The organism is Enterococcus raffinosus (assembly GCF_019175485.1).
Lineage (GTDB): Bacteria > Bacillota > Bacilli > Lactobacillales > Enterococcaceae > Enterococcus_A > Enterococcus_A raffinosus.
Genome location: NZ_CP072888.1, coordinates 2,360,153 through 2,385,871 on the forward strand (window position 1 = coordinate 2,360,153; position 25,719 = coordinate 2,385,871).

Here is a 25,719-nt window from a genome sequence, read left to right on the forward strand (position 1 = left end):
TTTACATGGGACAAAAGACTGATTCTTTCTCATTACTTTTTCCGATTAAAGCCGGCTTTAATTTCAATAAAATCTTGAAAAAGTTGAAAGAGCTGAAAAAGCATCGCGCGCTCTTCAAAAGCCTGACGGCTTTCCGGTAATTGTTTTTGCTGATACCGCTGATCTGTCTCAGCAATTTTCGTTAAAATTTCAGAACCGTCATTTTCCTCAGCTAAAGTTCGTGAGGTAAATTCAAATAATTCCCTTAATTCCTGAACATCTTCAGGGGCAGCGTCCAACCGATTTAGAATTTGTAGCATGTCTGCGAGTACACGTAGCTGCAAACGGCGCATCGCAAAATATTCGAAATAATAACTATTACCAGAAAAGAAGCGGTTTTCTTCGAATTCCTGCGCGCGAACTTGCGCTTCCCGAACGAAGTCCCGCAAAGTTAAGCACTCGTGGCGTAGTTCTTCTTCTTTCGCCGGCTGATTCAAATATGCAGACATTTGCCCCAACATCTTTTTCATCGAAACCTCTACCACCATCTGATCTTCTTGAATCTTCTTCTCTGTATTAGGCATATACAGATTGGCTACTAACGCACAACCGACACCAAGGATCATCAGCAGGTATTCATTGATAATCAGGCTTATAGGCATCTCTCCAGCAACCAGATAATGGGTGATCAGAACCGAGCTAACCGCTATTCCTTCCGCTAAATCAAAGCGAATCGATAATGGGATGAATACTAGTAAATAGAAACCAAAGACTATTGGATGAAACCCTAAAAGCGAAAAACAGACTGCCGCAATCAATGTCGCCAAGGTCAAAGAAAAAAGCCGATTCAAAGCTGTCTTAGCAGTAGAACGTTTCGTATTTGTTACTGTCAAAATCGTAATAATTGCAGCCGAAGCAGCCGATTCCAGATGTAATCCACTAGCTAATAATAAAGCAATCGGTGCTGCAACGGCTGTTTTTATTGTACGTAATCCTATCTTCATTTGCTTCCCCCTTTCCATTAAAAGCTTACACTAAAGTGGCTTTGGAAAAAAGTCGCAACTTCCTGAATAATCTTGTATAGTAGATACGTTGAAAAATTTACCTATTTCTTGGAAGCTATGACTAGTTTATTTCTGAGAAAATTGCAGGATCATAGAAGGTGTGAAGAAATGGAAAGCTGGCTTTTTTTAGGAGTTATTTTACTGATTGCGTTTATCGCAAAAAATCAAAGTTTATTGATCGCGACCCTAGCGATTTTACTTTTAAAACTAATTCCCCATTCAGATAAATTTTTATCCCTTTTAAACAAGCAGGGGATCAATTGGGGCGTTACCCTGATCTCGGCGACCATCTTAGTTCCGATCGCCACTGGTGACATCGTTTTGAAAGATTTACTGAACACATTAAAGTCTCCTCTCGGCTGGGTCGCTACAATCTGCGGTGTGTTAGTCGCTGTCTTATCTTCAAAAGGAGTGGGACTGATCAATCAATCCCCAGAAGTTACTGTCGCTTTAGTTTTTGGTACAATCATGGGCGTTGTCTTCCTCAAAGGGGTCGCTGCAGGTCCTGTAATTGCTGCGGGAATCACCTATTGCATTATGCAAGTCATTCAAGTAGTGACCAATCATTAATCTTCCCCCTCTGCTTCTACAAAAGAAACAGAGGGGTATTTGTAACTAGGAAAGTTCTCTTGTAAGATAGAAGCATACTATTAACTATCAATCCTAAATGTGGGAGGTGTTAACGATGGGGAAACAATCTAAAGCGGCGCGTTTGCGTCAAATCGTAAAAATCGTTAACCATTACAGCGTCGTTAAAAACATTACTCAGCAAAAGAATCCTGAAGAAGTCCGAAAAGCCTTTGAGGAACTCGGGCCTACCTTCATTAAAGTTGGACAAATGATGTCTGTTCGTACAGATATTTTTACACTGGCTTTCACTAAGGAATTACGCAAGCTGCAGGATGATGTGAAAACAGATTCCTTTGAATCCGTTAAATCGCTTGTTGAAAAAGAACTAGAGCTCCCTTTAACCGAGATTTTTGACAATTTTGATGAACAACCCTTCGCCTCAGCCTCAATTGCCCAGGCACATCACGCACGATTGAAAAACGGTCAGAAGGTCGTCGTGAAAGTCCAGCATCCGGGGATCGCCTCCGAAATTGAGTTGGATTTGTCTTTATTTGAAAAAGCCATTCCAATTGCTAATTGGGTACCGGAAAGTAAAGTCATTGATCTAAAAAACATTTTGAAGGAAATCCGTGAATCTCTACAAAATGAGTTAGACTTCAAAAAAGAATTAGTTCTAGCAGAAGAATTTTATCGTTTGAATAATGGTTGGAAAGAAATTCGGTCTCCTCAAATGGTCCCTGCTTACTCCACAAAAAAAGTCATTGTCATGGAATTAATGCCTGGCAACAATTTAAAGGAATTAATCAGTGCCGAGGATGCTAAAGTTGCACATGGCGAAACGACATATAAAGAACTAAAAAAGACAATCAGTGAATTGCTGATAGAACATTTTATGAAGGAAGTATTCGAAGACGGATTCTTTCACGCCGATCCTCATCCTGGCAATATTTTGCTGCAATTAATGAGCAAGGAAGAAAATCAAAAAGATCAGCAAATGAAAACAAAGAACCGCCAGGGGAAAATGGGGCGCTTTCCATATGAATTTACGTATGCAAAAAACGAAAAACTCCGCCCTTTCCGTCTGAACTTTATTGATTTTGGTATGATGGGCACGATCAATCGTGAAATGCAGGCAAAAATGAGCAACACGATTATTGCGATCTATAGCAAAGATAATCAACGGATCACGAACGCGGTTCACGCAATCTGCAAACAGGTCGGCAGCTTTGACGAAGAGAAATTTACCTATGAACTGGATGATTTTTTAAATCGATATTTGAACTTACCAGTTAAAGAAATTGATTTACAAAAAGTTTTTTCTCAGGTCGTCATTATTTGTCATGAGAATAACCTACAGATCGATGACTCGGTCACCATGCTGATCAAAGCCTTTGGTACGCTCGAAGGAGTGATTGAGGATCTTAATCCAGATTTGTCCTTATTTGAAGTCGTTGCGCCGTTCGCTCAAAAATACTTTCTCCAACAGCTGAACTTGAAAGATGAGTTACAAGAAACGGGATTGGATTATCTCACAACATTAAAAGCCTTACCTAAAATTCCAAGTCACGCCTTAAATGCTCTAGACACCTTTGGAAAAGGCAAAGGAAAATTGAATTTAGAATTGAAAAATCAACGGAACCTATTAGAGCGTGCGGAAGCAATGGTTAATCGGTTAGTGATCGGTCTGATCCTTTCCGCTTTAGTAATCGGTTCATCGATACTTGTTCAAACCTCTTCTGAAGGGAATACCTTTATTTCTGATTTAGGAATCTTTGGTTATTCTGTCGCAGCCCTCTCCATTCTCTTCCTAATTGTCGAGAGTCTTTATCGACGATACCGAAAATGGAAGGATCGTTAATTAATTACTTAAAAAGAAGTGTGCACAATTTCTAGCACACTTCTTTTTTTTTCGCAAAAAAATTGCTCTATCATTTTTTTCTCCAAGTATAAAAAAACCGAAAAATGGTCGAAAAGATTATTATTCTTTGCCTTATTCTCTATTAACCTATATAAAAAAGATTTTTTTAATCTGATGATAAGCAGATTTTTTTACAAAAAAGCAATAAGATTCTATTATTTTACTGTAAACAGTTAAATAATAGTGAAGTGAGGAGGTACGGTATGAACAAATTTCTTAAAACCATTTTAATTATTTTCTCATTGGTTTTACTTTCTATTTTTCTATCCGTCGTAGCAATCTATTACTTTATCGCTTCAAATCCGTTAGACCTAAGTGCCCTGCAACAGTTCGTGTTAACGAATAATTATGCTCAGATTTATTTATTCTGGGTTGCAGCAGCTTTAGCAATTTTAACGGTAATCGGGATTTTCATCATCCTGTTTTATCCAAAGAGAGTGACCAAGTTCGTTTTACAGGAAGAACGTGGAAAACTAGCTTTAGACAAGCGTGCGATTGAAGGGTATGTCCGGACAAGTATCAAACAGGAAGACTTTATGGATAATCCCAAAGTAAATGTAGCAGCGACGAAAAATAAAATTAAAGTGAATGTTCGCGGTCAGTTGAAAAAAACATCTGGTTTAGTCGGTCAAACAGATCGTTGGGCTAAAAACGTGGAAACAAAAATCAAGCAATTAGTGGGGGCTGATGAAAAAGTTTCTATTAAGGTAAAACTTCAAGCACTTGAGCCAACACCAACAGAAACAACGGTGACACGAACAGAGCCACGAGTAGAATAGGAGGAATAGCGATGCAAGAATTTTTAACACGAGACAAGCTACCTGCAATCTTCGGTATTCTCGGTTTTATCTTAGCTGTACTATTCTTTACCATCGGCTTTTTTAAAACGATTTTACTAATTTTGATTACAGTTATCGGTGTTGCTCTCGGCATTTACCTAAAAAACAATCATATTTTAGATGACTATTTAAAGAAATAGGAATGAATCAGCTTTGGAATAACTTTTTCTTTTTGAAAAAGTTTATACACTAACACACTCAGGAGGAGAAAAATTATGGAAAACACAACAATCAAACCAACAGAACCAAAAAAAGAAGTTAAAGGTGAATTAACTTACGAAGATAAGGTCATTCAAAAAATCATCGGTATTGCTTTAGAACACGTCGATGGTTTATTAACCGTAGACGGCGGTTTCTTCTCTAACATCAAAGACAAATTAGTTAACAGTGATGATGTAACTTCTGGTATCAGCACTGAAGTCGGTAAAAAGCAAGTAGCCGTTGATATGGATGTAGTTGTTGAATACGGCAAAGACATCGAAAACATTTATGATGAAATGAAAAAATTGATTTCTGAACAAGTAGATAAAATGACTCATCTTGATGTCATTGAAGTAAACGTGAACGTTGTAGATATCAAAACACGTGAAGAATATGAAGAAGACAGCGAAACGGTTCAAGATAAAGTAACTAGCGCTGCACAAACAACTGGGAAATTTGCATCAAAACAAACGAATCGTGCGAAAAACGCAATGAGTAATCAAGCCGATAAAATCGGAGACAACTTAGAATCTGAACCTCGCGTACAATAAGCCATTCTTCCCCATTGACTAGCTGAAACTTGGCTAGTCTTTTTTAAATATCTAAAAAAAGTCATTGCCGTTCGGCAATGACTTTTTCTATAGGTCTTTATAGCTTAAATACTCCTGATACGTATCTGAAGCCTTGGTACCTTTTACAATCGCCTGACGAACCGCTTCGACTGCAAGGATAGATACAGCTTCAAAGCTGGCTTCGATTTGATTTGCACCTAACACAAAAAGAGTATCTCCATCATAAGTTGTGTGGGACGGACGTATTGCTCGCGCAATTCCATTGTGACTGATGTCAGCTAGCTTGTTCATTTTTGCTTTTGGGAACGTCGCATTCGTCATCACACAACCAATCACTGTATTGCCATCAAACAGAGCAGCTTCATTCTGATAATGTTCAAGAAAGAGTTCTTCTGAAAAACCGATTCTTGTCTCTCCCACTTTTCGAGCGCCAGCAATAATTTTTCCTACTTGCTCATCAAAAACATCTCCTACAGCGTTAACAGCGATTACGGCAGTTACCCACAAATTGCCATGTTGCATTGTATGAAGACCGATACCGCCTTTCATCGCATTTTGAGACCCATTGATCGTCCCCACCGTACAGCCTGTTCCAGCACCATAATTTCCCGCTTGAAAAGGTTGTTTTTTAAATGCGGCCTCGCAGGCGCTGCGTCCAGCTTGGTAGTTTGGTCGAACATCAGAACGGCCAATCCGTAAATCAAAAAGACTTGCTCCTACCACATTAGGAACAAAAGTAATTTCCATATCCCTTCCGATATGCTTTTCCTCTAAAAAATCTACGACGCCAGCATTTGCTGCTAAGCCAAAAGCGCTGCCCCCAGACAGCGTCACCCCGTGAACAAACTTCCGATTATTCTCTGATTTCAGTGCATCGGTATCCCGTGTGTTCGGTGAACCGCCGCGAACCGAAACACCGCCTGTAACACCATCCTCACAAAGAATGACGGTACAGCCTGTCATCGCCTCGTTGTCGGTATATTGTCCAATACGAAAAAACTCTTGATATGCGTCCATCTTGTCCCTCCACTCATTTTCTCTATTTTAGCTGATTCTTTGAACCAGCTCAATTTTCGATTTTCTTGCTCATAAAAAACAACCGCCATTTTACAGGCGGTTGATGACTTCATCAACATTCTTGATCGTTACAGAAATTGTTCCGTCAGGATTATTAACAAACTCGATTAGTTCGGGATTACGATAAACATCCAATGGAACAATCAACTCAATTCCGTTAGACAGCTTCAACTTTTGTTTGCCGTACTTCTTCTCTGTGATTTCTCGAACGTCTTTTAATAGCGGGGCTTGATCTACGTACCCCTTTTCAACAACCTCTTCTTGAAACGCCATTTGTGCTGAAACATTATCCTTAAAGACCTTCTGAGCTACAACCTTGGCATCAATTTGTCCGCTTTCCTCTACGATATCGTAGACAGCTTCTTTCACATCAGCGATCACATCATGCTTTTGATTTTCAAATTTTGCACCAATTTTTTCGGCAGCTTTTTTGATCACACGAACGTTTTCTTCTAACGATGGCGCTGGACGACTTTCGATTACTTGCGTGGAGAAGTACAAGCGCTTTTCACCAGAAAAAGGATATTTTTTTTCGATCATTTCATAGCTTAAATTACTTAAATGTACGACGATTCCCTCATCTGCTTTTTGCGATTTGCTTGAAAGCAATGCACGATGAAGGATCAACTCGTTCTTTAGACCTGCCTCGTCTGAATCAACTAGATGTGTATAGCCCTCATGATAATTCACCTTCAAAAAGGCTAAATATAATTGTGTGTCTTCTTCAAATAATACGACAAAGACATCGGCGCTAGGTGCCTCTTCACTTTCTTTATAGGCTTCATACCAACGATTCACGATTTTTTCGCTAGCAGGTAAGAAATCATGCTCTGCTTGTTGGCTTAACAAAGCAAAGGTTGAATCCTCTGCTAAGGTGCCTGTTTTGGTTTGCGCTGAAGATAATTTTTGAATTTTTTTGGTTAAGTAGTCTCGAATATATTCGGTTGCCAAGTCCAATTCACTTTGGCTATATATCGGATCGCCAGATTCCCGATCCACGATATGAAGAGCGGCTTTTTTTAAATAGATATCCATAAATTCCCTGCTTTCTAAAACTTGTATCTTTTACTTCTGTCCATGATTAAAATGAAAACTGTCAACCTGACTATCATACACAGGAAACAGGGAAAATGGCAACTATTGTTTTAGTAAAAGTTCACCGTCTTTCATTTGATACACATTATCGCTCCATTGCGTCATTCGTTCATCATGAGTAACCATCACAATTGCCTTGTTGCGTTCGTGGGTTTCTTTTGCTAATAGTTTTACAACATCATAAGCGTGGTCTGAATCTAGACTGGCAGTTGGCTCATCCGCTAAAATTAATTGCGGATCATTGAATAGCGAACGAGCAATAGCTACTCGCTGACGTTCGCCCCCAGATAAAGCTTTCGGATATTGTTCACGTAGCTCCCAAATATCCAAGGATTTTAACAGTTCTTCGATTTTAGCTGCATTTTTTTCCTTTTCAATTTTTTCTACTAATTGAAATTGCTCCTTCACCTTTAAAAAAGGAATTAGATTCGAGCTTTGTAAAATAAAACCAATTTCCTTAAAACGGGCTTTGGATCGTTGCTTTTCATTCATTTGACTAAAGTCTGCGCCATTAATCGTAATCTTTCCTTCTGTTGGTGTTTGAAGGCCTCCCGCGATTGTTAAAAAGGTACTTTTCCCTGAACCTGAGGGACCGATGACACTAACAAACTCGCCTTGTGCCACATTGAAATCTACCTTCTTTAACGCTGTCACTTCTGTATGACCTTGTCCAAATTTTTTCACGATTTTTTCCATCATTAAAACATCACTCATCTTATTCCCCTCCAATCGCCGTTACTGGATCAACCTTGGTAACCGTGCGCATTGAGAACAATCCACCGATCATCGCAACAACTACCAAAATTAAGCTATAAAGTATCCATTCTGTCCAGTGAACCGCAAACGGCATTGCACTTGGCAAAGCCAAACTCGTCAAAACACTTAATCCTACCGCGATCGCTACTCCGATCACACCAACTAAAAAGGCCTGCGCTAAGATCGAACGAACCAAGTAACTTGTCGCCACTCCTTGAGCCTTCATTACGCCAAAGATGGCCGTTTTTTGCAACGTGATTACATACATAAATATACCAATGATCGCTGTCACGACAACAAATAGGAAATAGATCATCGTATTTAATGTCAATTTTTCTGGGGTATATCCTGGGATATTTTCAATAAACGTCTCAGGTGTCATTTTGTCTAATTTTGTTTGTCCCGATGGATTCTCAATAGATGTCTTGCCCTTTGTCGCTATCAAACTAATAGGCTCATTTCCTGTTGGCTGAGATCCATATTTCAATGTTTTGAATGCTGCTTGATTCAAATAAATTACTGGTGCAAGTGTATAGGTTGTTTCTTTTGTCACGCCAACGATTTTCAGAGTTTGATCATTTACTTTTATCTTTTGATTTAATTTGTATCCTTCAGACAAAAGATTTTCTGATACGATCGCTTCATCATTGGCTTTATATAGTCGGCCCTTTATAACTTTTGGTACGACAAATGCGTTACTTGCTGTACCAAAGATTGAAACGTTGGTCTTTTCCCCACCGCTCTTCTTTTCTACAGCTGTAGAATAAATCCCGATTCCTGCTTTTTCTTTCGCTGTTACTCGTTTAGTATCTGTTTTTTGTAACTGAGAAGCATTAGCAATTTTATTGCTGTCCTCTGATAATATGATAGAGGATGCCCCCCAATCATCTATGGCTGTTCGATTTCCATCTGCTAAACCGTTGGCCAATCCTGACAACATGAACACCACATAGCCCACTAGAATCATGATCCCAACAATCAAGCCATATCTTAATTTCGCATAGCGAATTTCTTTCCACGCTAAAAACATATCATTCACCCTTTCTGACAACAGAATACTCTTCCGGTGACAAAATGTCACCGATTTTGCTCATATGCTATACTATAGAAAAAAGTACCTAAGATATGTCAGGGAGGTAGCCCATGCCGAAAAAAACTTTTCTAAACTTACCGGAAACACGACAAGCGGAAATTCGTGATTTGCTATTGACCATTTTCTACGAAAAACCCGTTAGCCAAGTAAAAGTCAGCGAAATTGTGACTGCACTGCAGATGTCACGAGGGATTTTTTATAAATATTTTGAAGACTTAAATGATGCTTATGATTACTTGATTCACCATTATGCTGGGCAAATCCATGGAGAGATCATCGACTATATGACACGTCAAGAGGGAGATTTTTTCCAAGGAATTGAAGCCTTTCTGCTGCTGTATGTTGACCTAGATACACATACTACGCGCTATCGTCAATTAGTCCTTTTAGCACAAAACAGCTATCTATTTTCCTATCGCCCAGAAGCCGACCATGGAGTTGAAGCATGGGAAGACTTGCTGCAAAAAAATCACTTTGACATGCCGTCACCGGAAGAACAAATTAGTTTCTTATATTTTTCCATGAAACTAGTGATTGACTCATTAACAGACATGTTGGCCAATCAATGGGGAGCGGACGAATTGCTGAGGGATTTTCATTTTAAAACACGTTGGCTCCTAGAAGGCATCAAAAAACGCTGAAGCGAACTTCAGCGTTTTCTCAAAATTAATTCAAAGGGGTCCAAAAGTTGACAAAACTAGACTTTTAGGCACTTGTTACTTGTATTTATTAGTAATACTGATGATTTTTCTCCTGCAGCTGCTGCTTAAGCAGACTTAAAAATGCTGCCTTCGACATTTGCTTAACCGTGTTACTACCATGCTTACGAACGGCGAAAGTATCCTCCGTTAACTCCTTATCCCCAATGACTAAAATATAAGGAATTTTTCGTAATTCAGCTTCGCGGATTTTTTTACCTAACTTCTCATTTCTCAGATCCTTCTCCACGCGAATCCCAGCGGCATGAAACTCTTGGAACAATTCCTCTACTCCTGATTCATGAGTCTGTGCGACACTGATTAGGGCTACTTGTTTTGGTGCCAACCAAAACGGAAAGGCGCCAGCATAGTGTTCAATTAAAATTCCTAAGAAACGATCCAATGAGCCAAAGACCGCTCGATGAATCATTACAGGCTGCGCCTCCTGATTGTTCTCATCTACATAAGTCAAATCAAATTTTTCCGGCATTTGAAAATCCAATTGGACTGTCGCACATTGATGGCTTCGATTCAAAGCATCCTTGATATGGATATCGATTTTCGGTCCATAAAATGTACCGTCTCCCTCATTTATATTGTACTTATAGCCAAGGTCAGTTAGTACTTTTCCTAGAGAAGCTTCAGCTTCATCCCATAATTCGATCTCGCCCATGAAATCATCGGGACGCGTTGATAACTCTACTCCATATTCAAAACCAAAAATTTTGTATACTTCATCTATGATTTTTAATGCCAAGGCAATTTCTTGCTCGATTTGATTTCTTCGAACAAAGATGTGCGCATCATCTTGACAGAAGGTCCGAACCCGCAGCAACCCGTTTAAAGCTCCACTGAATTCGTGACGGTGAACTTGACCAAATTCAGCCATGCGCATCGGTAAATCGCGATAAGATCGTTTGCGATCCTTATAGATTAAGCAATGTCCCGGACAATTCATCGGCTTCAAGGCATAATCCTCATCTGCGACTTTTGTGAAATACATATTGTTTTTATAATGATCCCAATGTCCTGAACGCTCCCATAATCGCTGATTCAGGATCAACGGTGTCTTAACCTCTTTATAATCATACTTCGCCTGCAGCTCCCGCAAAAATTTCTGTAATTCATTGCGAATAGTTAAGCCATTTTCTAAATAGAAAGGCATCCCTGGCGCTTCTTCTGAGAACATAAATAGATCGAGTTCTTTTCCCAACTTTTGGTGGCTGCGTTTTTCAGATTCTTCTAAGTATTCTAAGTGAGCTAAAAGCTGTGCTTTTTCAGAAAAAACAACGCCCGTAACACGCTGAAGCATCTCGTTCTCTGGATTTCCTTGCCAATAAGCACCCGAAACTTTTAAAAGAGAAAAATATTTAGCCATCGGCAAGTCTAAAGCAGTCGGTTCCAGAAAATATTCCGTCACGTTGCCAAAGGAATAGACAAAGACCACTTGTTCAGCATCCAATTCTTCTAATGCTGAGAGCTTTAGTTCATTGTCCTTAAAAACTTCCTTCGCTTCTGAAACAGTCATTCTCGCACTTTTAATAGTTCTATTTGTTTTTATTTGCTTCTTGATATGGTGCTCGAGATCCTTCAAGATTAGTGCGCTTAGCGGTTGTTTCACTCGCAGATCGACCCAAATCGTCTGTTCTTCTCGATGAGCTTTTGCAAAGAGCGCCTCTGGATAGCACGCTTTTATCGCTTCCTGTAGTAAAAGACTGACCAATTGACAAATGGCCGTTGTCCCCTCGTTTGAAGCACAATCATAAAAAGCCAGCTCCGCGTTTTCACTGACTGGAGTTGATAAGTCAACAAGCTCGCCGTCAATACTGCCAACGACCGCTTCTTCCATCAATTGATTTTTTATCTCGAACAATGTGGTGCCTTTTGCCACCTTTTGTTTACTTCCATCTGGTAAAACAATCTCGACTTCCTTTGACATTCAACTCAACTCCGATCCGCATTTTCAATAAATAATACTGATTGCCGCCTTTTCCTTTTAATTTTAACAAAAGGGCTGAAGGGTTTTCAATAAAAAAACGCCCCTATAAATAGGGACGTGAATAAACGTGTTACCACCCAAGTTCCCAAAAAGTTTCCACTTTTTGGCTCGTAAGATACATAACGGGTATCCGCCGGACCGTTTTCGGTCACTCAAAGGGAGTAATTTGTTTCGCTCAATCAGAAGCTTCCAGCCATGACTTCTTTCTCTTAGAGTGAGCGTGGAAACAAATTTTGTCCTTCTCATTGCATTCAACTATTGATTAAAGCATAGACTTGCGTCAAATTTTTGTCAACGCTTTTCTTCTGGATTTATTCATTCGACTTCAGTGCGTCAATCATATTGATATGCTGTAAGCGAAAATGAGTAGCAACCATTACGATCACTGAAAAAAGAATCGTTAATCCACCTGCTAAAAGATAGGCACCTGCACGGATGACCAGTGGAAAAGTGATCGTTTCCATCGATGCCTGATCTAAAATAAACTTCGTTAAGATAATCCCTAAACCATACCCAAATAGGATTCCCAATATGGTGAAAACAAAGTTCTCCCGAAATATATACGACGTTACTTCTCGATCATAAAACCCTAATACTTTGATCGTAGACAGTTCTCGTAAACGTTCCGATACATTAATGTTCGTCAAGTTATACAATACGATGAAAGCCAATAACCCTGACAAAACCACAAAGATCCAAACGATTCCATCCAAATTATCCATAGAGTGTTCTTGTGTTTCAATCTGAGTAGAAATGAAAGAAGTATTGGTCACCTGTTCTGAATTCAGCAGTGTCTTTGACAGGTCCTCTTCTTCTGATTTGGACATTTTTTTACTCTTTAATAGATAACTGTTCACAGCAAAGCTTGTTCCACGAACTTTTTGGTAATAGTCTTTTGAAAGGTACAAGAAATTCCCTAGATAATTGTCGCTGATGTTCGCGATTCGAATCTTGAAAGGCTGCTGATCCTCATCATAGACTGTCAGACTATCCCCTTTTTTCAGGTCAAATAACTCGGCTATTTTTTGTGTGATTACTGCGCCTTCCTCTGGTAAAGTAAATTTCTTTTCTTGCTGTTTTAAATGAAGATATTGATCAAACGCTTTACGAGACTCTGGCACCATCATGGTCAATTTTTGATTGGCCTGTCCTTTCTGCTTTAATTCCACCGTTTGATTCATCATTCCCAAGTGACTGGTGATTTTTTCCTTGTCCGTGAAAATTTTCTCAACCGCAGCCCGATCTGGCTGATCCTTTAGTGTCACGATTGCATCGTAATCAATGATTGGACCAAATTGCTTATCCCCAACCGAACTCAAGGAGTCCTTTAGGCCGACGCCTGCAACCATCAAGGCCGCACACCCAGCGATGCCGATCACTGCCATGATCATGCGTGATTTGTAACGAAACAGATTTCGATAGCTCACCTTTGAATTAAAGCTCATCCGAGACCAAATTGGCGTGATTCGTTCTAGAAAAATTCGTTTGCCTGGTTTCGGTGCCTTTGGTTGTAATAATTCCGCTGGTTTTTCATGGAGTTCCCGCATAAGTACAAGCAGCGCTGCACCTAAACTAGCAAACAGAAAAGCAATGGTCGCCTGGACAATCGGTCTTGATAAATAAAAGGCCTCCACACCTGGAAAATTATAACGATCACTTGAAAGCTCAAAAACAAGTCGAGGCAAGGTATGTGTGCCGATCACCGAACCTAGAACAATACCGATAATCGCAGCCGATAAGGCGTAAATAATATATTTGATGGCTATTTCAAAGCGGGAATACCCAAGTGCCTTCAACGTACCGATTTCTCGACGATTTTCCTCTACCATCCGCGTCATTGTTGTAAAAGTGATCAAAGCGGCGATAAAAAAGAAGAAGACCGGAAAAACATTTGCAATCGCCGCAATTCGCTCCGAAAGGTCACCATACTCTTGAAACCCAGGATTCTCTGCCCGTTGGTCAAAAGTATAGCTGGGGGTTTTCAAATCGTGGATCGCTTGTTCATTCTCACGAATTTTTTTCTGTGCAGAAAGTAATTGTTCGCGGTTGTTGTCCAGCTCTTTTTGCTGGTTTTCGAGTGCGGTTTGCGCCTGTGCCAACTGAGGACTTTCCGTTCCTATCATGGCCTGCTGTTGTTCTAATTGATCTTTCGCTTGATCGATTTCCTTTTGACCCTCAGCCAATTTTGCCAAGCCGTCAGCCACTTCATTTTTCTTTGGAAGTAATTCAGCTTGAGCCTCTTTTCTAATTTCGGCGGCTCGTTCTTCTGGTCGATCCTTGAAGAGTTTTTCGCTTGCCGCAATGTTTTTATCCATTGTTTGTTCATAGGCTGACCCATAGGTTTCTTTCCCCTGTACATTCTTAAAACGCACATAGATAACTGATTTTATTTCACTAGAGAAATTGCTTTCCGGTAAGTAAGCAAAAAAATCAACATTTCCCTTGCCTACATTCGATAGGCCTCGTTCTTCTGTGCTTATATACATTGGAGACTGAACAAAGCCGACAATTTTAAACGTTTTTCGTTTTAATTGATCCGGCTGATCAATTTTATAGGTCTGATTCAGACGGTAGCCCTCTTCCTTGGCTTTCTCATCTAAAACAATTTCGTTTTCTTTTTTAGGCAGATGACCTGATTTTACGATCAACTGGTTTTGCTGACTCTTTTTATTGTAGGAATAAAGCTTAACTACCTGATTCTTTTTGCTATCCGCGTAAAAAAGCTGATAGCCACTCTCCACCTCTGCATCTGGAATCTCTGCTGCTGCTTCCTCATCCCTCTTGGTTAGCCCACCTGTAGAAACAATCTGAAGATTGGAGAGTTCTTGCTTATCCACAAATTGACTAGCCGAATGATTCAGGATTGGCCCCGTCGCCTTGATTCCCACATATAGTAATGTCCCTAGTAAAATAATTAGAACAATCGCGATAAATCGTCCTTTGGAATAAATGATTTCACGTAAGCTTGCCTTTAAATACGTCTTATTTTTCATCTACCTGCTCCTGCTTTTTTATCCATTACATTCTAACACAAAACGTTTTCATGCCTGCTATAAAAAAATTGATACAAAAAAACGCTGCACTTTTTCTATGCAACGTTTTTAATAAAATTCGTTTTATTACATGTTTAGTTTTTAAATGAATGAATAGGTGCGGGAATACGTCCACCACGGGCAATAAAGTCCTCAGAAGCGGCAGCATTGACAGCCATAACAGGCGCTCTCCCTAACAGTCCGCCAAATTCTACCATTTCACCAATTTCTTTGCCTTTGGCCGGAATAATTCGGACGGCGGTCGTTTTATGGTTAATGACACCAATCGCTGCTTCATCGGCGATCATCGCTGCGATGCTGCTAGCCGGCGTAGATCCAGGGATGGCAATCATGTCTAATCCAACAGAACAAATCGCGGTCATCGCCTCTAGCTTTTCAATCGACAGTGACCCATTATTCACAGCATCAATCATTCCTGCATCCTCAGATACTGGAATAAATGCGCCAGACAATCCGCCAACGTGATTGCATGCCATGACCCCGCCTTTTTTCACTGCGTCATTCAGCAATGCCAAAGCTGCCGTCGTGCCATGTGTTCCGACAGTTTCTAGTCCCATCTCTTCTAGTACATGGGCAACCGAATCTCCTACAGCAGGTGTTGGTGCTAAAGATAAGTCAACAATACCAAATGGAACTTCTAACCGTTCTGAGGCGATCTTACCAACCATTTGCCCCATCCGAGTGATTTTGAATGCCGTTTGCTTCACTACTTCAGCGACAACGTCGAAGGATTCGCCCTTCACTTTTTCCAATGCGCGTTTCACTACTCCTGGACCGCTGACACCAACATTAATGACACAATCAGCTTCTCCAACCCCGTGGAAAGCTCCAGCCATGAAAGGATTGTCTTCCACCGCATTGGCAAAAATAACTAGCTTCGCACAGCCTAAATCAGAAGCCTCGGCCGTTTCTTTAACAATACGACCAGTATGTGCAACAGCGTCCATATTGATCCCAGCTCTTGTTGAACCGATATTAACCGAAGCGCAGACAAAATCTGTCTCTGCTAACGCTTGAGGAATCGAATCAATCAAAATTTTATCTCCATGCTGATAGCCTTTTTCAACTAAAGCGGAGAAACCACCTAAGAAGTTTACACCAACAGCTTTTGCTGCTTTATCTAATGTTTTAGCAAATTTCACGTAATCTGTATCTGGCGTCGCAGCGGCAATAATACCGATAGGCGTAACCGAAATACGTTTGTTGATAATGGGAATCCCATATTCTGCTTCAATCGATTCGCCGACTTTTACAAGGTCCTTTGCTTTCGTCGTAATTTTTTGATAGATTTTTTCACAGGCGCGATCACTGTCGCTATCAATACAATCCAATAATGATATCCCCATGGTAATCGTCCGAATATCTAGATTTTCTTCTTCGATCATTCGAATCGTTTCCAGTATTTGATTGGTTTCCACAAAGAGCCCTCCTTATAATTTATGCATCGTGTCAAAAATTTCTTGATTTTGAATACTGATCTTCACACCCAATGATTGACCTAACTCATGAAGTTGTTCACGAGCTCCTTCAAAATCTACGGTAGCATTGGTTAGGTCTACTAACATCATCATTGTGAAATAGTCCCCCATAATTGTTTGAGAAACATCAAGAATATTAATTTTTTGTTCTGCTAATTTTTGACTGACACCAGCGACGATGCCAACCTTGTCTTTTCCGATAACCGTTACTACGCCACGCATTTGCATAACTCCCTTCAGATAATTGTTTCTCATTATAGCACAGTGATGGCAAAACGATTAGAATTTTATGAATTAAATCGGTTTTTTTTACCCAAACGTTCGTGTTTTGCCAGTCCTACTTTTCGCAGTTTGCTTGAATCGAAATCAAATGATATGTCATAAGCATTATTCAAGAGGATATCTAGTTGGATGGTAAGCGTATGAAAATCCTTCGATTTTTTACGTCAGAAAAAATCGGGCTTTACATATGAACTAGCTGCGAGTTCCACTTCGTGCCTTTAGCACGATTAGTGGCATCGTATGCGTACGAAGATTTCTTGAATTTTTACGTTAGAAAAATTCAATCCTTACTTGTGAGCTAGCTGCCAGTCCAACTTTTCGCAGTTTGCTTGAATCGAAATCAAATGATATGTCATAAGCATTATTCAAGAGGATATCTAGTTGGATGGTAGGCGTATGAAAATCCTTCGATTTTTTACGTCAGAAAAAATCGGGCTTTACATATGAACTAGCTGCGAGTTCCACTTCGTGCTTTTAGCACGATTAGTGGCATCGTAGACGTACGAAGATTTCTCAAATTTTTACTTTTGAGCTAGCTGCCAGTCCGACTTTTCGCAGTTTATTTGTACTGATACGAAGAAACTCAAAACGATTCCTCACCTTTCCAGCTAACGGTTCATTCTTTACTTCTCGACACATTTTTTCTATGATAGATTCAGCCATGCTCTTTCATGGAAAATGACGAGAAGGTCTTCTCGCCCTAGGAGGTTTTAACATGGAACTTTTTGAAACAATGCTTCAACACTCATCGGTTCGTTCCTTTACTCAAGAACCGCTATCTCAAGAGTTAAAGAAAGAATTGGCCTTAGCCGCACAAAGCGCCAGCAGCTCCAATTTTCTGCAAGCCTTCTCGATAATTGAAATCACGGATGCAGAAAAAAGAAAGGCCATCGAACAAATTGCTAAGTTCCCCGTCGATAATGGCGACAAAGGAGAGCTTTTTATTTTTGTTGCCGATTTAAATAAGCATGCACAGGTATTAGCGTTGAACAATGATTCCACAGAATACCTTCGGACGATGGAATCTTTGGTGGTTTCAGTCGTTGATGCTACTTTAGCTGCCCAATCAATGGCCGTTTACGCTGAATCATCCGGTCTAGGAATCTGCTACGTTGGCGGCATTCGAAACAATTTATTCCAAATGAAGGAATTATTGGAACTGCCCGAATTAACCTATCCTGTTTTTGGGATGTTCGTTGGCTACCCAGCTGAAAAAAATGAGGTAAAACCGCGGCTACCACTCGATGCAGTCCTTGGCGAAAATACCTATCAGGTATTGAATGCTGACAAGATCAATCGCTACAATGAGGAGACGGCAGCATATTATCACCAGCGCAACAGCAACACACAAGAAACGAATTGGTCGGAAAAGGTTCGTCAGCATTTTGACTCTCCACGACGTTCAGATACTCTTGAATTTCTAAAAAAACAAGGTTTCGTCTTTTAACCGAAACCTTGTTTTTTCTTACTCTGTTGGTATAACGGCAATAACACGGACATTAAAGCCTGGTGCATCTTTGACTTTTGGAACTCCGATGATGATCGCGCCACCGACAGCTGGAAGTTCAGTCAGTCGATTCAATACTTCGACTTGAAATTTATCCTGCTGCAGCCAATACAGCTCACCGATCAGCCCAGCATTTTTCGTGCAATCAATAGCAGCATCCGTATCTAATGTTTCATGACCAATCGCGGTCACATTTCGTTCTTCGTGTAAAAATTTCAGTGCTTCTAATGACCAACCTGGCGTATGTGCTTGCCCATCTTGATCGACATTGTAGAACGTTTCTGGATCTTGCCAACGTTTCGACCAGCCGCTGGCAAATGCGACAAAGCTATCTGCTGGAATCTCTCCATATTCCTCTTCGAACTGCTTAATGTCTTCAACAGATAGAATATAATCGGAGTTTTTTGCAACTTCTTTTTCTTTGTTAATCACAATGAGCGGCAGCATAAAATCTTTGATCGGCAGCTGATCCACCGACACACGTTCCTCAACAAAATGCACGGGTGCATCAATATGAGTTCCGTATTGAGTAACCAGTTGATACTCCTTCGCAAAAAAGCCATCTTCCTTTACTGTAACCAACGTTTTTTCCCGCATTGGCTGAAACGATTGAAAATAAGGAATCCCGCCATAAATATTGTGACTTAAATCAACCCATTGTTGCTGTTTTAGAAAGGCAATACTGTTTGTAATCTCACTCATACTATTCCTCCTGTCATTAGAACGCTTTCATTTTATCCTAACGATACCGAGAAAAGATTCCCCTGTCAAATCACTGTTTATTAAAAGAAAAAGGCGTTGTGACAAAAATTGTCACAACACCCTTATGATTACTCATTTACTAAAACAATTTTTCCTTTGGCATGATGAGTCGCACTTAATTCATGTGCTTCCGTCACTCCTTCGGCTGTAAGAGGATACGTATGGCCAACGATACTCTTCACTTTGCCCTCTGTCATCAAATCCGCAATTTCTTGCAATTGCTTACCATCCGGTTGAAGCCAGATACTTTCAGCCACAGCAACATTTTTAGCTAATTCTTCATCCGGTGCACCAACGATCGAAATTAAACGACCATCCGAATTCAACACCTTAAAGCTGTCTTTTTGAACATCTCCGCCCATTGTATCAAAAACCAAGTCGATGTCTTCCAAGACTTCTGAAAAATCAGTCGTATGGTAATCAATCACTTGATCGGCGCCTAGCTCCTTAAGTAATTCATGGTTTTTCTTACTTGCTGTGGTAATAACCGTTGCTCCAGCATTTTTGGCTAATTGAATTGCATAGATTCCTACACCGCCGGCTCCAGCGTGAATCAGAACCTTTTCACCCGCTTTTAATTTTCCATGTGTAAATAATGCTTGATAAGCAGTTAATCCAGCCAACGGCACCGCCGCTGCTTCTTCAAAAGAGATTGAATCAGGCTTCTTCGCTAATAAATGATCATCTACAATTGTGTAATCCGCATATGTACCAAAACGAGTTGTTTCTGGGCGAGCAAAAACTTCTTGTCCTATGTGCCAATCCTTAACCTCTGAACCAACTTCAACGATTTCACCCGCAACATCCCAACCTAAAGTAATCGGAAAATCCCAAGGCATCATTTGAGCCAGATAGCCTTCACGTAATTTCCAATCAATCGGATTGACGGATGTCGCCTTAACTTTAACTAGTACTTGATGTTCGCCTAATTCAGGCAAAGTGATTTGACTTTCTTTCAATTGGTCCGCATGACCGTATTCTTCTATTACAACTGCGCGTGTTTCCATTCGTGCATCCCTCCATATCGAACCATTATAGAAGCTTGAACGAAAATTCGGAAATGATTTGCTTTAATCAAAAAAGTGAGACGCTAGCAGATAATCAATTTGGTATTTTTCTGCCAATTTTTTTAAATAAAGCAACGCCTGATCATCCGTTTCAGTCATTTGATCCAAAAAAGTAAAAAAACGCTGTCTTTCTTCTGGGGATGCTACCCTTTTGAAATAGCCCCAGACATGCTCGTAAGCATTTCGCTGGGCCTTTAAATTAATCGGCAGATTTTGTACGGTATTTAGGTGTTGATAAAACTGTTTGTTTTTTTCTTCTGACCATTGATTCCCAGAAAAAAGCTGCCGCAGCGCCAGATATTCTTTTTGGGAACGCGCCATAACGAAATATTTCCATCGAGCCCATTCTTTTTGACGTCCCTGCATTTCCTTCACCTCATTTTTAACATCATACTCACTAATGGTAGGAATGATTTAAATGAATTATTACATAAATCTGAATAAAAACGTGTGTCGAATGCTCTTGCTGTATCTAGCTCTTCCTGATATGCGACAAAAAGACTGCAGAACCCTGTCTGCAGCCTCAATGTTGATTTATCTTCTTTTATAAATCAGCGATTGTTGTTCCTTCACCGAAGATAGCTTCCCAATCCCCAGTAAAATCTGTTACAGCTTGTGCGATGGATGGCATAGCCAAAGCTTGTTGAATGATATCTACACCCATTGTGGCTGCTTGACTGCCATTTTCTAAAGCGGCATTGACTTGTCCAACGTTTTTAAAGCTGGCTGCCAAAATTTTTGTCTCGCTATTTGTACGAGCAATCTCCTCTGCCATTTCAAAAATGGCTGCCCGAGGATCGATATTCAGATTTTCCATTCGGTTAAAATACGGCGCAATATAATCAGCACCTGCTGCAATGGCTAAATAAGCCTGAAATTTTGTATAGATAGCCGTAGCGGTAACGTTAATCCCGCGACGTTTCAATTCTTTAATGGCTTTTAATCCTGGTTCATTCACAGGGATTTTGATAAATACTTTTTGATCGATATTCGCTAAGATTGTTTCAGCGTCTTTGATGATGCCCTCATAGTCTGTTGCAACGACTTGTACGTGCAACGAACGATGGTCTCCAATAATCCCACGAATATCTTTCATATGTTGGAAGAAATCAATTTTTCCTTCCTTCTTTACGATTGACGGATTTGAAGTGACGCCTGCGATGGGCAACATATCAGCAAATTTTTTAATATCAGCAATATTAGCTGTGTCTAGCATAAATTCCATGATTAAAACTCCCTTGCTTATTTTATAAATCAAGCATAGCATCTTCAAGAACCTTTTTCTGCCCTCATCCAACAAAAAAAGCGAAAAGCTTTTCATCAAGCCTTTCGCTAAGGAAAATTTTTAGCAATTGCACAAATGTGCACGTCTGAAAAAAGAGCTACTTTCGTTGATGCACACGTAAAATTTCCTGTGCTGTCTCCTGATCCGTGATCAAGGTTTTAAGATAGCCTTTTTCCAGCAAAGGGGCAATCGAACGAGCCTTCGAAATCCCTCGCGCAATTCCTACAGATTGAGGAACGTTGGCTAACTCCTCTAAAGTCAGACCGATTGTCCGCTGATTCAATGCACCATTCAATCGCTTGCCGTAGGCATCATAGAAACGACAGCAGCAATCTCCTACTGCTTCCCGCAACTTTAATTCTTCATAGTCTGCCGCTGACAATAAGTCTCGCCATTGACTCTTATGATAGCTCAAAGGACCACCAATTCCAACAATAACAAAATCCAACCGTTTCCAATACTCCTTCAAATCGTGGAAATACTTCGAATGAAAGATTCCCTCCGCCAGCTCCTTGGTTTCTTGGATCACAGTAGCATTGACGAACAAGCTGGTTCCATTCAGTTTTCGAGCCAACTCATAAACCAGCGTATTGACATGGTACCGTGAATTGATATGGCTCGGCCCACCGACAACAGGAACGACAGAAACGTTCGATAGCTGCTTGGCGTCAATTTTATTTATCGCTCTGCCGACACTCGCTCCCCAAGACAACCCGATAACCATCTCGTCTGTTAATTGCCGGCGGATCCATGCGCTAGCAGCCTCAGCCAGCTGTTCTTCTTTTGTCTCTTCATTGGCATCATTTTCAGTTGGAATAAGCTCGACAGCTGTCAATCCAAAGGTCTGCTTGAATTTCTCCTCCAGTTCAAACAAGCTTGCATCAAAATGGTTGATCTTGATCTCCACGATCCCTTCCTTCTTAGCCTGACTGAGCATTCGACTGACCGTTGTTCGATAGATCGCTAATTCTTTTGCAATTTGTGCTTGTGTCAGCTCTTGTTCATAATACATATAAGCAATTTTTGCTAGTAGCTTTTTCTTATCTTCCTTCATCCATTCATCCTCCCGCCGAAATCTCTATCTCTATTCTAACAAACGATCATTTACTGCGTTCCACAAAGCGTGTATCATTAATAATTAATCAAACAAGACTGCTCTCTAAGCAGCCTGTCTGGAAAATTGGCTTCTTAGAGAACAGATCGATCACAAGAACATCAAACACCTTTCATTATGAAATCCTTGTTTGGTTCGTAGTCTTAAGGAGGAAACTAAATGTCTGTAGAAGCCGTAAAAGAATATTTTTCACACTATGGAATCGCTGAGCGTATTCAAGAATTTCCCGTATCTAGCGCCACTGTTGAATTGGCTGCACAAGCACTAAATTGCGCGCCAGAGCGTATCGCTAAAACCCTGTCCTTTAAATTGAAAAAAGCCGACAAAAGTCTCTTGATCGTCGCTGCCGGTGACGCAAAGATTGACAACGCCAAATACAAAGCCGCCTTTGGTGAACGAGCGTTAATGCTGAAAGCCGATGAAGTAGAGGCAATTATCGGACATCCAGTTGGCGGAGTCTGTCCCTTTGGAATCAACCCCGGGATCGAGGTTTATTTAGATGAATCGCTAAAACGCTTCGAAAGCGTATATCCTGCCTGTGGGGATTCCAACAACGCCATCGAATTGACTATACCAGAATTAGAAAAATACACGCATTTTAAACAGTGGGTAGATGTTTGTAAAAACTGGGAATAAAACGAGACAGGCTGTCTGTCTCGTTTTTTATATGACTCCCTGTTCAAGAATACGGCAGTCCGTTAAATAGGTTTCTAAGACACTCTTTAGCTCAGCTTGATTAACAGCGGTATCCTCTTTGAATTGATAACCCACTAATAACGCCTGCGTTGTTTCTTCGGTGATCATTCCTCGTGTTGAATCAGATGTTGGACTACCGAACGGCCCATCCCCATCTTCTAATACTAAAAGATTTTCGATATTGACGGATTTATTGCCGATTCCAGCATAGCGAGCATCGGGGGCTCCCACCGTCAAGTGGATCGAATCTGTTACTTTTTCAAGATCGTAGGCACCAAAGGGTAGCTTCCATTTTAATGAAAAATAGTTATTCAAATCAACAAGAGCATTGATCTGATACAAGCCCTTTTGCTGAACAATTCGCCGCCATAAGCTGTCAGAAGAGGGGCGAAAACGCGCGGGATCTTTTCCCAAGACACGGTACACTTTTTTTGTCGCAAGAATTTGAGGGTTTTCTTTAATACTGTCTAGGGTGTCTTCTTCTTCGATCTTTTGAATCAACGGATTCAGTATTTCCTGCCAGATCCCTTCATTGTGGGCTTCATTCTTAAACTCAATCACACTATACGCCAATGAGACACCTGCTTCTTTTACTTTTGGATCAATTGTAAGCTGCATGTTCTTCCCTCCATAGGATTCTTCTTTTCTTCCAGTTTAAACGATTTGATTGCAAAGCAAAAGCTTACTTATTCTCGTAGGTCTTCGTTATAATGAAGATATGCAATAGTAAATAAGGTTCCAACAAAAAATATCGTTTATTGAAAAGAGGAGATACTATGAAACTTACTTATCATGGTCACTCAGTGCTATCAATTGTTATGAAAGACGGTCAAAAGCTATTGTTCGATCCATTTATAACAGGAAATTCTTTGACTGATTTAACTGCTGAGGATGTTGAGACTGATTGGATTTTAGTGACTCACGGACACAGCGATCATATCGGTGATATGATCCCGATCGCTAAACGTAATGACGCGACGATTATCAGTATCGTAGAAATCTGCAACTTCGCTGAAAAAAATGGAGTGAAAAAGACTCACGGCATGAATATCGGCGGGAAATATGATTTTCCCTTTGGACGAGTAAAAATGGTCCACGCTCAACATAGCTCAGGCTATGAGGTGGACGGACAAACACTATATATGGGAGAGCCCGCCGGTTTTATTTTGCAAGCAGAAGGAAAGACCATCTATCATGCAGGCGATACCTCAAACTTTGGAGACATGGCTTTATTTGGTGAAGCCTTTGACATCGACATCGCCTTTCTGCCAATCGGAGATAATTTTACGATGGGACCTCACGAAGCCGCTAGTGCTGCGAAACGCTTACGGGCAAAACAAGTCGTACCGATTCATTACAATACCTTCCCAGTCATCAAACAGGACCCGGAAGCCTTTGTACAGCTGTTGCCGAAAAATGTCGGAAAAGTTATGCGCGTTGGAGAAACGATCGAGATTTAATTGTGAGACTGTGGACGAATCTTCGTTCACAGTCTTTTTTAGGCTGTTCTTGTTTCCATCAATTCTGCTACAATGAATAGACAGCAAACGAATGGAAAGGGGTTGCCTATGTTAAATTTTGAAAGTGACTATTTAGAAGGCGCGCATGAAAAGGTTCTTCAACGCATGCTTGAAACAAATGAGGAGAAGCTAAGCGGCTATGGTCGTGACAAGTACTCTGCTTCGGCAGTCGAAAAAATTCGCCAAGCCTGCCTTTGTCCTGAAGCAGATGTTTTCTTCATCGCTGGCGGTACGATGACCAATGCACTAGTGATCGCTTCTTTATTAAAGAAGATCGAAGGGGTCATCGCACCTGAGACAGGTCATATCACTACCCATGAGACTGGTGCCATTGAGTTCTCCGGACATAAAGTCTTAAGTCTCCCTCAAACAGATGGTAAAATTTCCGCTCGGCAAATCCGGGCATATCTTGAGCAATTTTGGACAGATGACAATCGAGCGTTCATGGTTTTTCCAGGAATGGTCTATTTGTCTCATCCAACAGAATACGGCACCCTTTACTCCAAAGAGGAATTGAAAGCTATTTCTGAAGTATGTCGTGAATACAAGATTCCTCTTTTTATGGACGGCGCGCGCTTGGGCTATGGTCTGGCTAGTCCTGAATCTGATTTGACTCTGCCATTGATTGCGGAATACTGCGATGTCTTTTATATTGGCGGTACTAAGGTAGGGGCCTTTTTAGGAGAGGCGATCGTCTTCACAAAAAATAATTTGCCAGAATATTTTATCGCTCACATGAAACAGCAAGGAGCGCTTCTGGCGAAAGGACGTCTCTTGGGACTTCAATTCGATACGTTATTCACAGACCAGTTATATTTTGAGATTAGTGAACATGCTATCGCTATGGCGATGAAGTTAAAAAATGGTCTGCATGATAAAAAGTATCGCTTCTATTTAGACTCGCCCACCAATCAACAATTCGTCATTTTAGAGAATAGTCAAATGGAGGAACTAAAAAAAGAGGTTGCCTTTAGTTTCTGGGAGCAATACGATGACACTCATACCGTCATTCGCTTTGCGACAAGCTGGGCAACGAAGGAAGAAGACGTTGACGCGTTATTAGCATTGCTATAACAAAAAGGCGGATCAAACTC

25 protein-coding genes are annotated in these 25,719 nt (G+C 40.5%); 10 read left to right on the forward strand and 15 right to left on the reverse strand.

The window, feature by feature from the left end:
- Positions 1–32: 32 nt before the first annotated feature.
- Complete coding sequence (locus J9537_RS11550) at positions 33–983, reverse strand: aromatic acid exporter family protein (RefSeq protein ID WP_010745609.1); 951 nt, start codon at positions 981–983, stop codon at positions 33–35.
- A 168-nt stretch (positions 984–1,151) separates the two neighbouring features.
- Between J9537_RS11550 and J9537_RS11555 the strand changes: the two genes are divergently transcribed.
- From J9537_RS11555 to J9537_RS11575, 5 genes are all read left to right on the forward strand, one after another.
- Positions 1,152–1,613, forward strand: coding sequence for a DUF441 domain-containing protein (locus tag J9537_RS11555; RefSeq protein ID WP_010745608.1), 462 nt, complete (start codon positions 1,152–1,154; stop codon positions 1,611–1,613).
- 115 nt (positions 1,614–1,728) lie between these two features.
- Positions 1,729–3,471: an ABC1 kinase family protein gene (locus tag J9537_RS11560; RefSeq protein WP_010745607.1), complete on the forward strand. Its 1,743-nt coding sequence runs from the start codon at positions 1,729–1,731 to the stop codon at positions 3,469–3,471.
- A 263-nt stretch (positions 3,472–3,734) separates the two neighbouring features.
- A complete protein-coding gene (amaP, locus tag J9537_RS11565; RefSeq protein WP_010745606.1) occupies positions 3,735–4,310 on the forward strand; it encodes an alkaline shock response membrane anchor protein AmaP in 576 nt (191 codons plus the stop codon).
- 11 nt (positions 4,311–4,321) lie between these two features.
- On the forward strand, positions 4,322–4,510 hold the full coding sequence (locus J9537_RS11570) for a DUF2273 domain-containing protein (RefSeq protein ID WP_010745605.1): 189 nt from the start codon (positions 4,322–4,324) through the stop codon (positions 4,508–4,510).
- A 75-nt stretch (positions 4,511–4,585) separates the two neighbouring features.
- Positions 4,586–5,122, forward strand: a complete 537-nt coding sequence (locus J9537_RS11575) for an Asp23/Gls24 family envelope stress response protein (protein ID WP_010745604.1) — start codon at positions 4,586–4,588, stop codon at positions 5,120–5,122.
- An 87-nt stretch (positions 5,123–5,209) separates the two neighbouring features.
- Here J9537_RS11575 and J9537_RS11580 read toward each other — a convergent pair whose 3' ends face one another.
- The 4 genes from J9537_RS11580 to J9537_RS11595 form a co-directional block, all read right to left on the reverse strand.
- Positions 5,210–6,160 carry a P1 family peptidase gene (locus J9537_RS11580; RefSeq protein ID WP_010745603.1) on the reverse strand — a complete coding sequence of 317 codons (951 nt, stop codon included), beginning with the start codon at positions 6,158–6,160 and terminating at the stop codon, positions 5,210–5,212.
- A gap of 90 nt (positions 6,161–6,250) precedes the next feature.
- On the reverse strand, positions 6,251–7,255 hold the full coding sequence (locus tag J9537_RS11585) for a nucleoid-associated protein (protein WP_010745602.1): 1,005 nt from the start codon (positions 7,253–7,255) through the stop codon (positions 6,251–6,253).
- Positions 7,256–7,357: 102 nt separating this feature from the next.
- Positions 7,358–8,029 carry an ABC transporter ATP-binding protein gene (locus tag J9537_RS11590; RefSeq protein ID WP_010745601.1) on the reverse strand — a complete coding sequence of 224 codons (672 nt, stop codon included), beginning with the start codon at positions 8,027–8,029 and terminating at the stop codon, positions 7,358–7,360.
- 1 nt (position 8,030) lies between these two features.
- The gene (locus J9537_RS11595; protein ID WP_010745600.1) at positions 8,031–9,101 is read right to left on the reverse strand and encodes an ABC transporter permease; all 1,071 of its coding nucleotides are present in this window, start codon (positions 9,099–9,101) and stop codon (positions 8,031–8,033) included.
- A gap of 113 nt (positions 9,102–9,214) precedes the next feature.
- Here J9537_RS11595 and J9537_RS11600 point away from each other — a divergent pair, with 113 nt between their 5' ends.
- Entirely contained in the window at positions 9,215–9,805 is a 591-nt protein-coding gene (locus J9537_RS11600) for a TetR/AcrR family transcriptional regulator (RefSeq protein WP_010745599.1), read from the forward strand.
- 88 nt (positions 9,806–9,893) lie between these two features.
- Here the strand turns inward: J9537_RS11600 and thrS are convergent, their stop codons facing one another.
- From thrS to J9537_RS11620, 4 genes are all read right to left on the reverse strand, one after another.
- The gene (gene thrS / locus J9537_RS11605) at positions 9,894–11,801 is read right to left on the reverse strand and encodes a threonine--tRNA ligase (protein ID WP_010745598.1); all 1,908 of its coding nucleotides are present in this window, start codon (positions 11,799–11,801) and stop codon (positions 9,894–9,896) included.
- Between the two features lie 371 nt (positions 11,802–12,172).
- Positions 12,173–14,854 carry an ABC transporter permease gene (locus J9537_RS11610; RefSeq protein ID WP_010745597.1) on the reverse strand — a complete coding sequence of 894 codons (2,682 nt, stop codon included), beginning with the start codon at positions 14,852–14,854 and terminating at the stop codon, positions 12,173–12,175.
- 134 nt (positions 14,855–14,988) lie between these two features.
- Entirely contained in the window at positions 14,989–16,332 is a 1,344-nt protein-coding gene (locus J9537_RS11615) for a PFL family protein (protein ID WP_010745596.1), read from the reverse strand.
- A gap of 12 nt (positions 16,333–16,344) precedes the next feature.
- Positions 16,345–16,614, reverse strand: a complete 270-nt coding sequence (locus J9537_RS11620) for an ACT domain-containing protein (RefSeq protein WP_010745595.1) — start codon at positions 16,612–16,614, stop codon at positions 16,345–16,347.
- Between the two features lie 775 nt (positions 16,615–17,389).
- Here J9537_RS11620 and J9537_RS11625 point away from each other — a divergent pair.
- A complete protein-coding gene (locus J9537_RS11625; protein WP_010745594.1) occupies positions 17,390–18,121 on the forward strand; it encodes an NADPH-dependent oxidoreductase in 732 nt (243 codons plus the stop codon).
- 18 nt (positions 18,122–18,139) lie between these two features.
- Here J9537_RS11625 and J9537_RS11630 read toward each other — a convergent pair whose 3' ends face one another.
- From J9537_RS11630 to J9537_RS11650, 5 genes are all read right to left on the reverse strand, one after another.
- Positions 18,140–18,883, reverse strand: a complete 744-nt coding sequence (locus J9537_RS11630; protein ID WP_010745593.1) for a cyclase family protein — start codon at positions 18,881–18,883, stop codon at positions 18,140–18,142.
- 128 nt (positions 18,884–19,011) lie between these two features.
- Positions 19,012–19,950: an NADP-dependent oxidoreductase gene (locus J9537_RS11635; RefSeq protein ID WP_010745592.1), complete on the reverse strand. Its 939-nt coding sequence runs from the start codon at positions 19,948–19,950 to the stop codon at positions 19,012–19,014.
- Between the two features lie 63 nt (positions 19,951–20,013).
- On the reverse strand, positions 20,014–20,376 hold the full coding sequence (locus J9537_RS11640; RefSeq protein ID WP_010745591.1) for a DUF1722 domain-containing protein: 363 nt from the start codon (positions 20,374–20,376) through the stop codon (positions 20,014–20,016).
- 178 nt (positions 20,377–20,554) lie between these two features.
- The gene (locus J9537_RS11645; RefSeq protein ID WP_010745590.1) at positions 20,555–21,235 is read right to left on the reverse strand and encodes a fructose-6-phosphate aldolase; all 681 of its coding nucleotides are present in this window, start codon (positions 21,233–21,235) and stop codon (positions 20,555–20,557) included.
- Between the two features lie 157 nt (positions 21,236–21,392).
- Positions 21,393–22,349, reverse strand: coding sequence for a sugar-binding transcriptional regulator (locus J9537_RS11650; protein ID WP_010745589.1), 957 nt, complete (start codon positions 22,347–22,349; stop codon positions 21,393–21,395).
- 219 nt (positions 22,350–22,568) lie between these two features.
- Between J9537_RS11650 and J9537_RS11655 the strand changes: the two genes are divergently transcribed.
- Positions 22,569–23,045 carry a YbaK/EbsC family protein gene (locus J9537_RS11655; RefSeq protein ID WP_010745588.1) on the forward strand — a complete coding sequence of 159 codons (477 nt, stop codon included), beginning with the start codon at positions 22,569–22,571 and terminating at the stop codon, positions 23,043–23,045.
- A 27-nt stretch (positions 23,046–23,072) separates the two neighbouring features.
- On the opposite strand, the gene J9537_RS11660 is transcribed toward J9537_RS11655, so the two are convergent.
- Complete coding sequence (locus J9537_RS11660; RefSeq protein ID WP_010745587.1) at positions 23,073–23,723, reverse strand: B3/B4 domain-containing protein; 651 nt, start codon at positions 23,721–23,723, stop codon at positions 23,073–23,075.
- A 158-nt stretch (positions 23,724–23,881) separates the two neighbouring features.
- On the opposite strand from J9537_RS11660, the gene J9537_RS11665 reads away from it, so the two are divergent.
- Positions 23,882–24,565, forward strand: a complete 684-nt coding sequence (locus J9537_RS11665; protein WP_010745586.1) for a metal-dependent hydrolase — start codon at positions 23,882–23,884, stop codon at positions 24,563–24,565.
- A gap of 108 nt (positions 24,566–24,673) precedes the next feature.
- Positions 24,674–25,699 (forward strand): threonine aldolase family protein, encoded by a 1,026-nt coding sequence (locus tag J9537_RS11670; RefSeq protein ID WP_010745585.1) that lies wholly within the window; start codon positions 24,674–24,676, stop codon positions 25,697–25,699.
- The last annotated feature ends 20 nt before the right edge of the window (positions 25,700–25,719 follow it).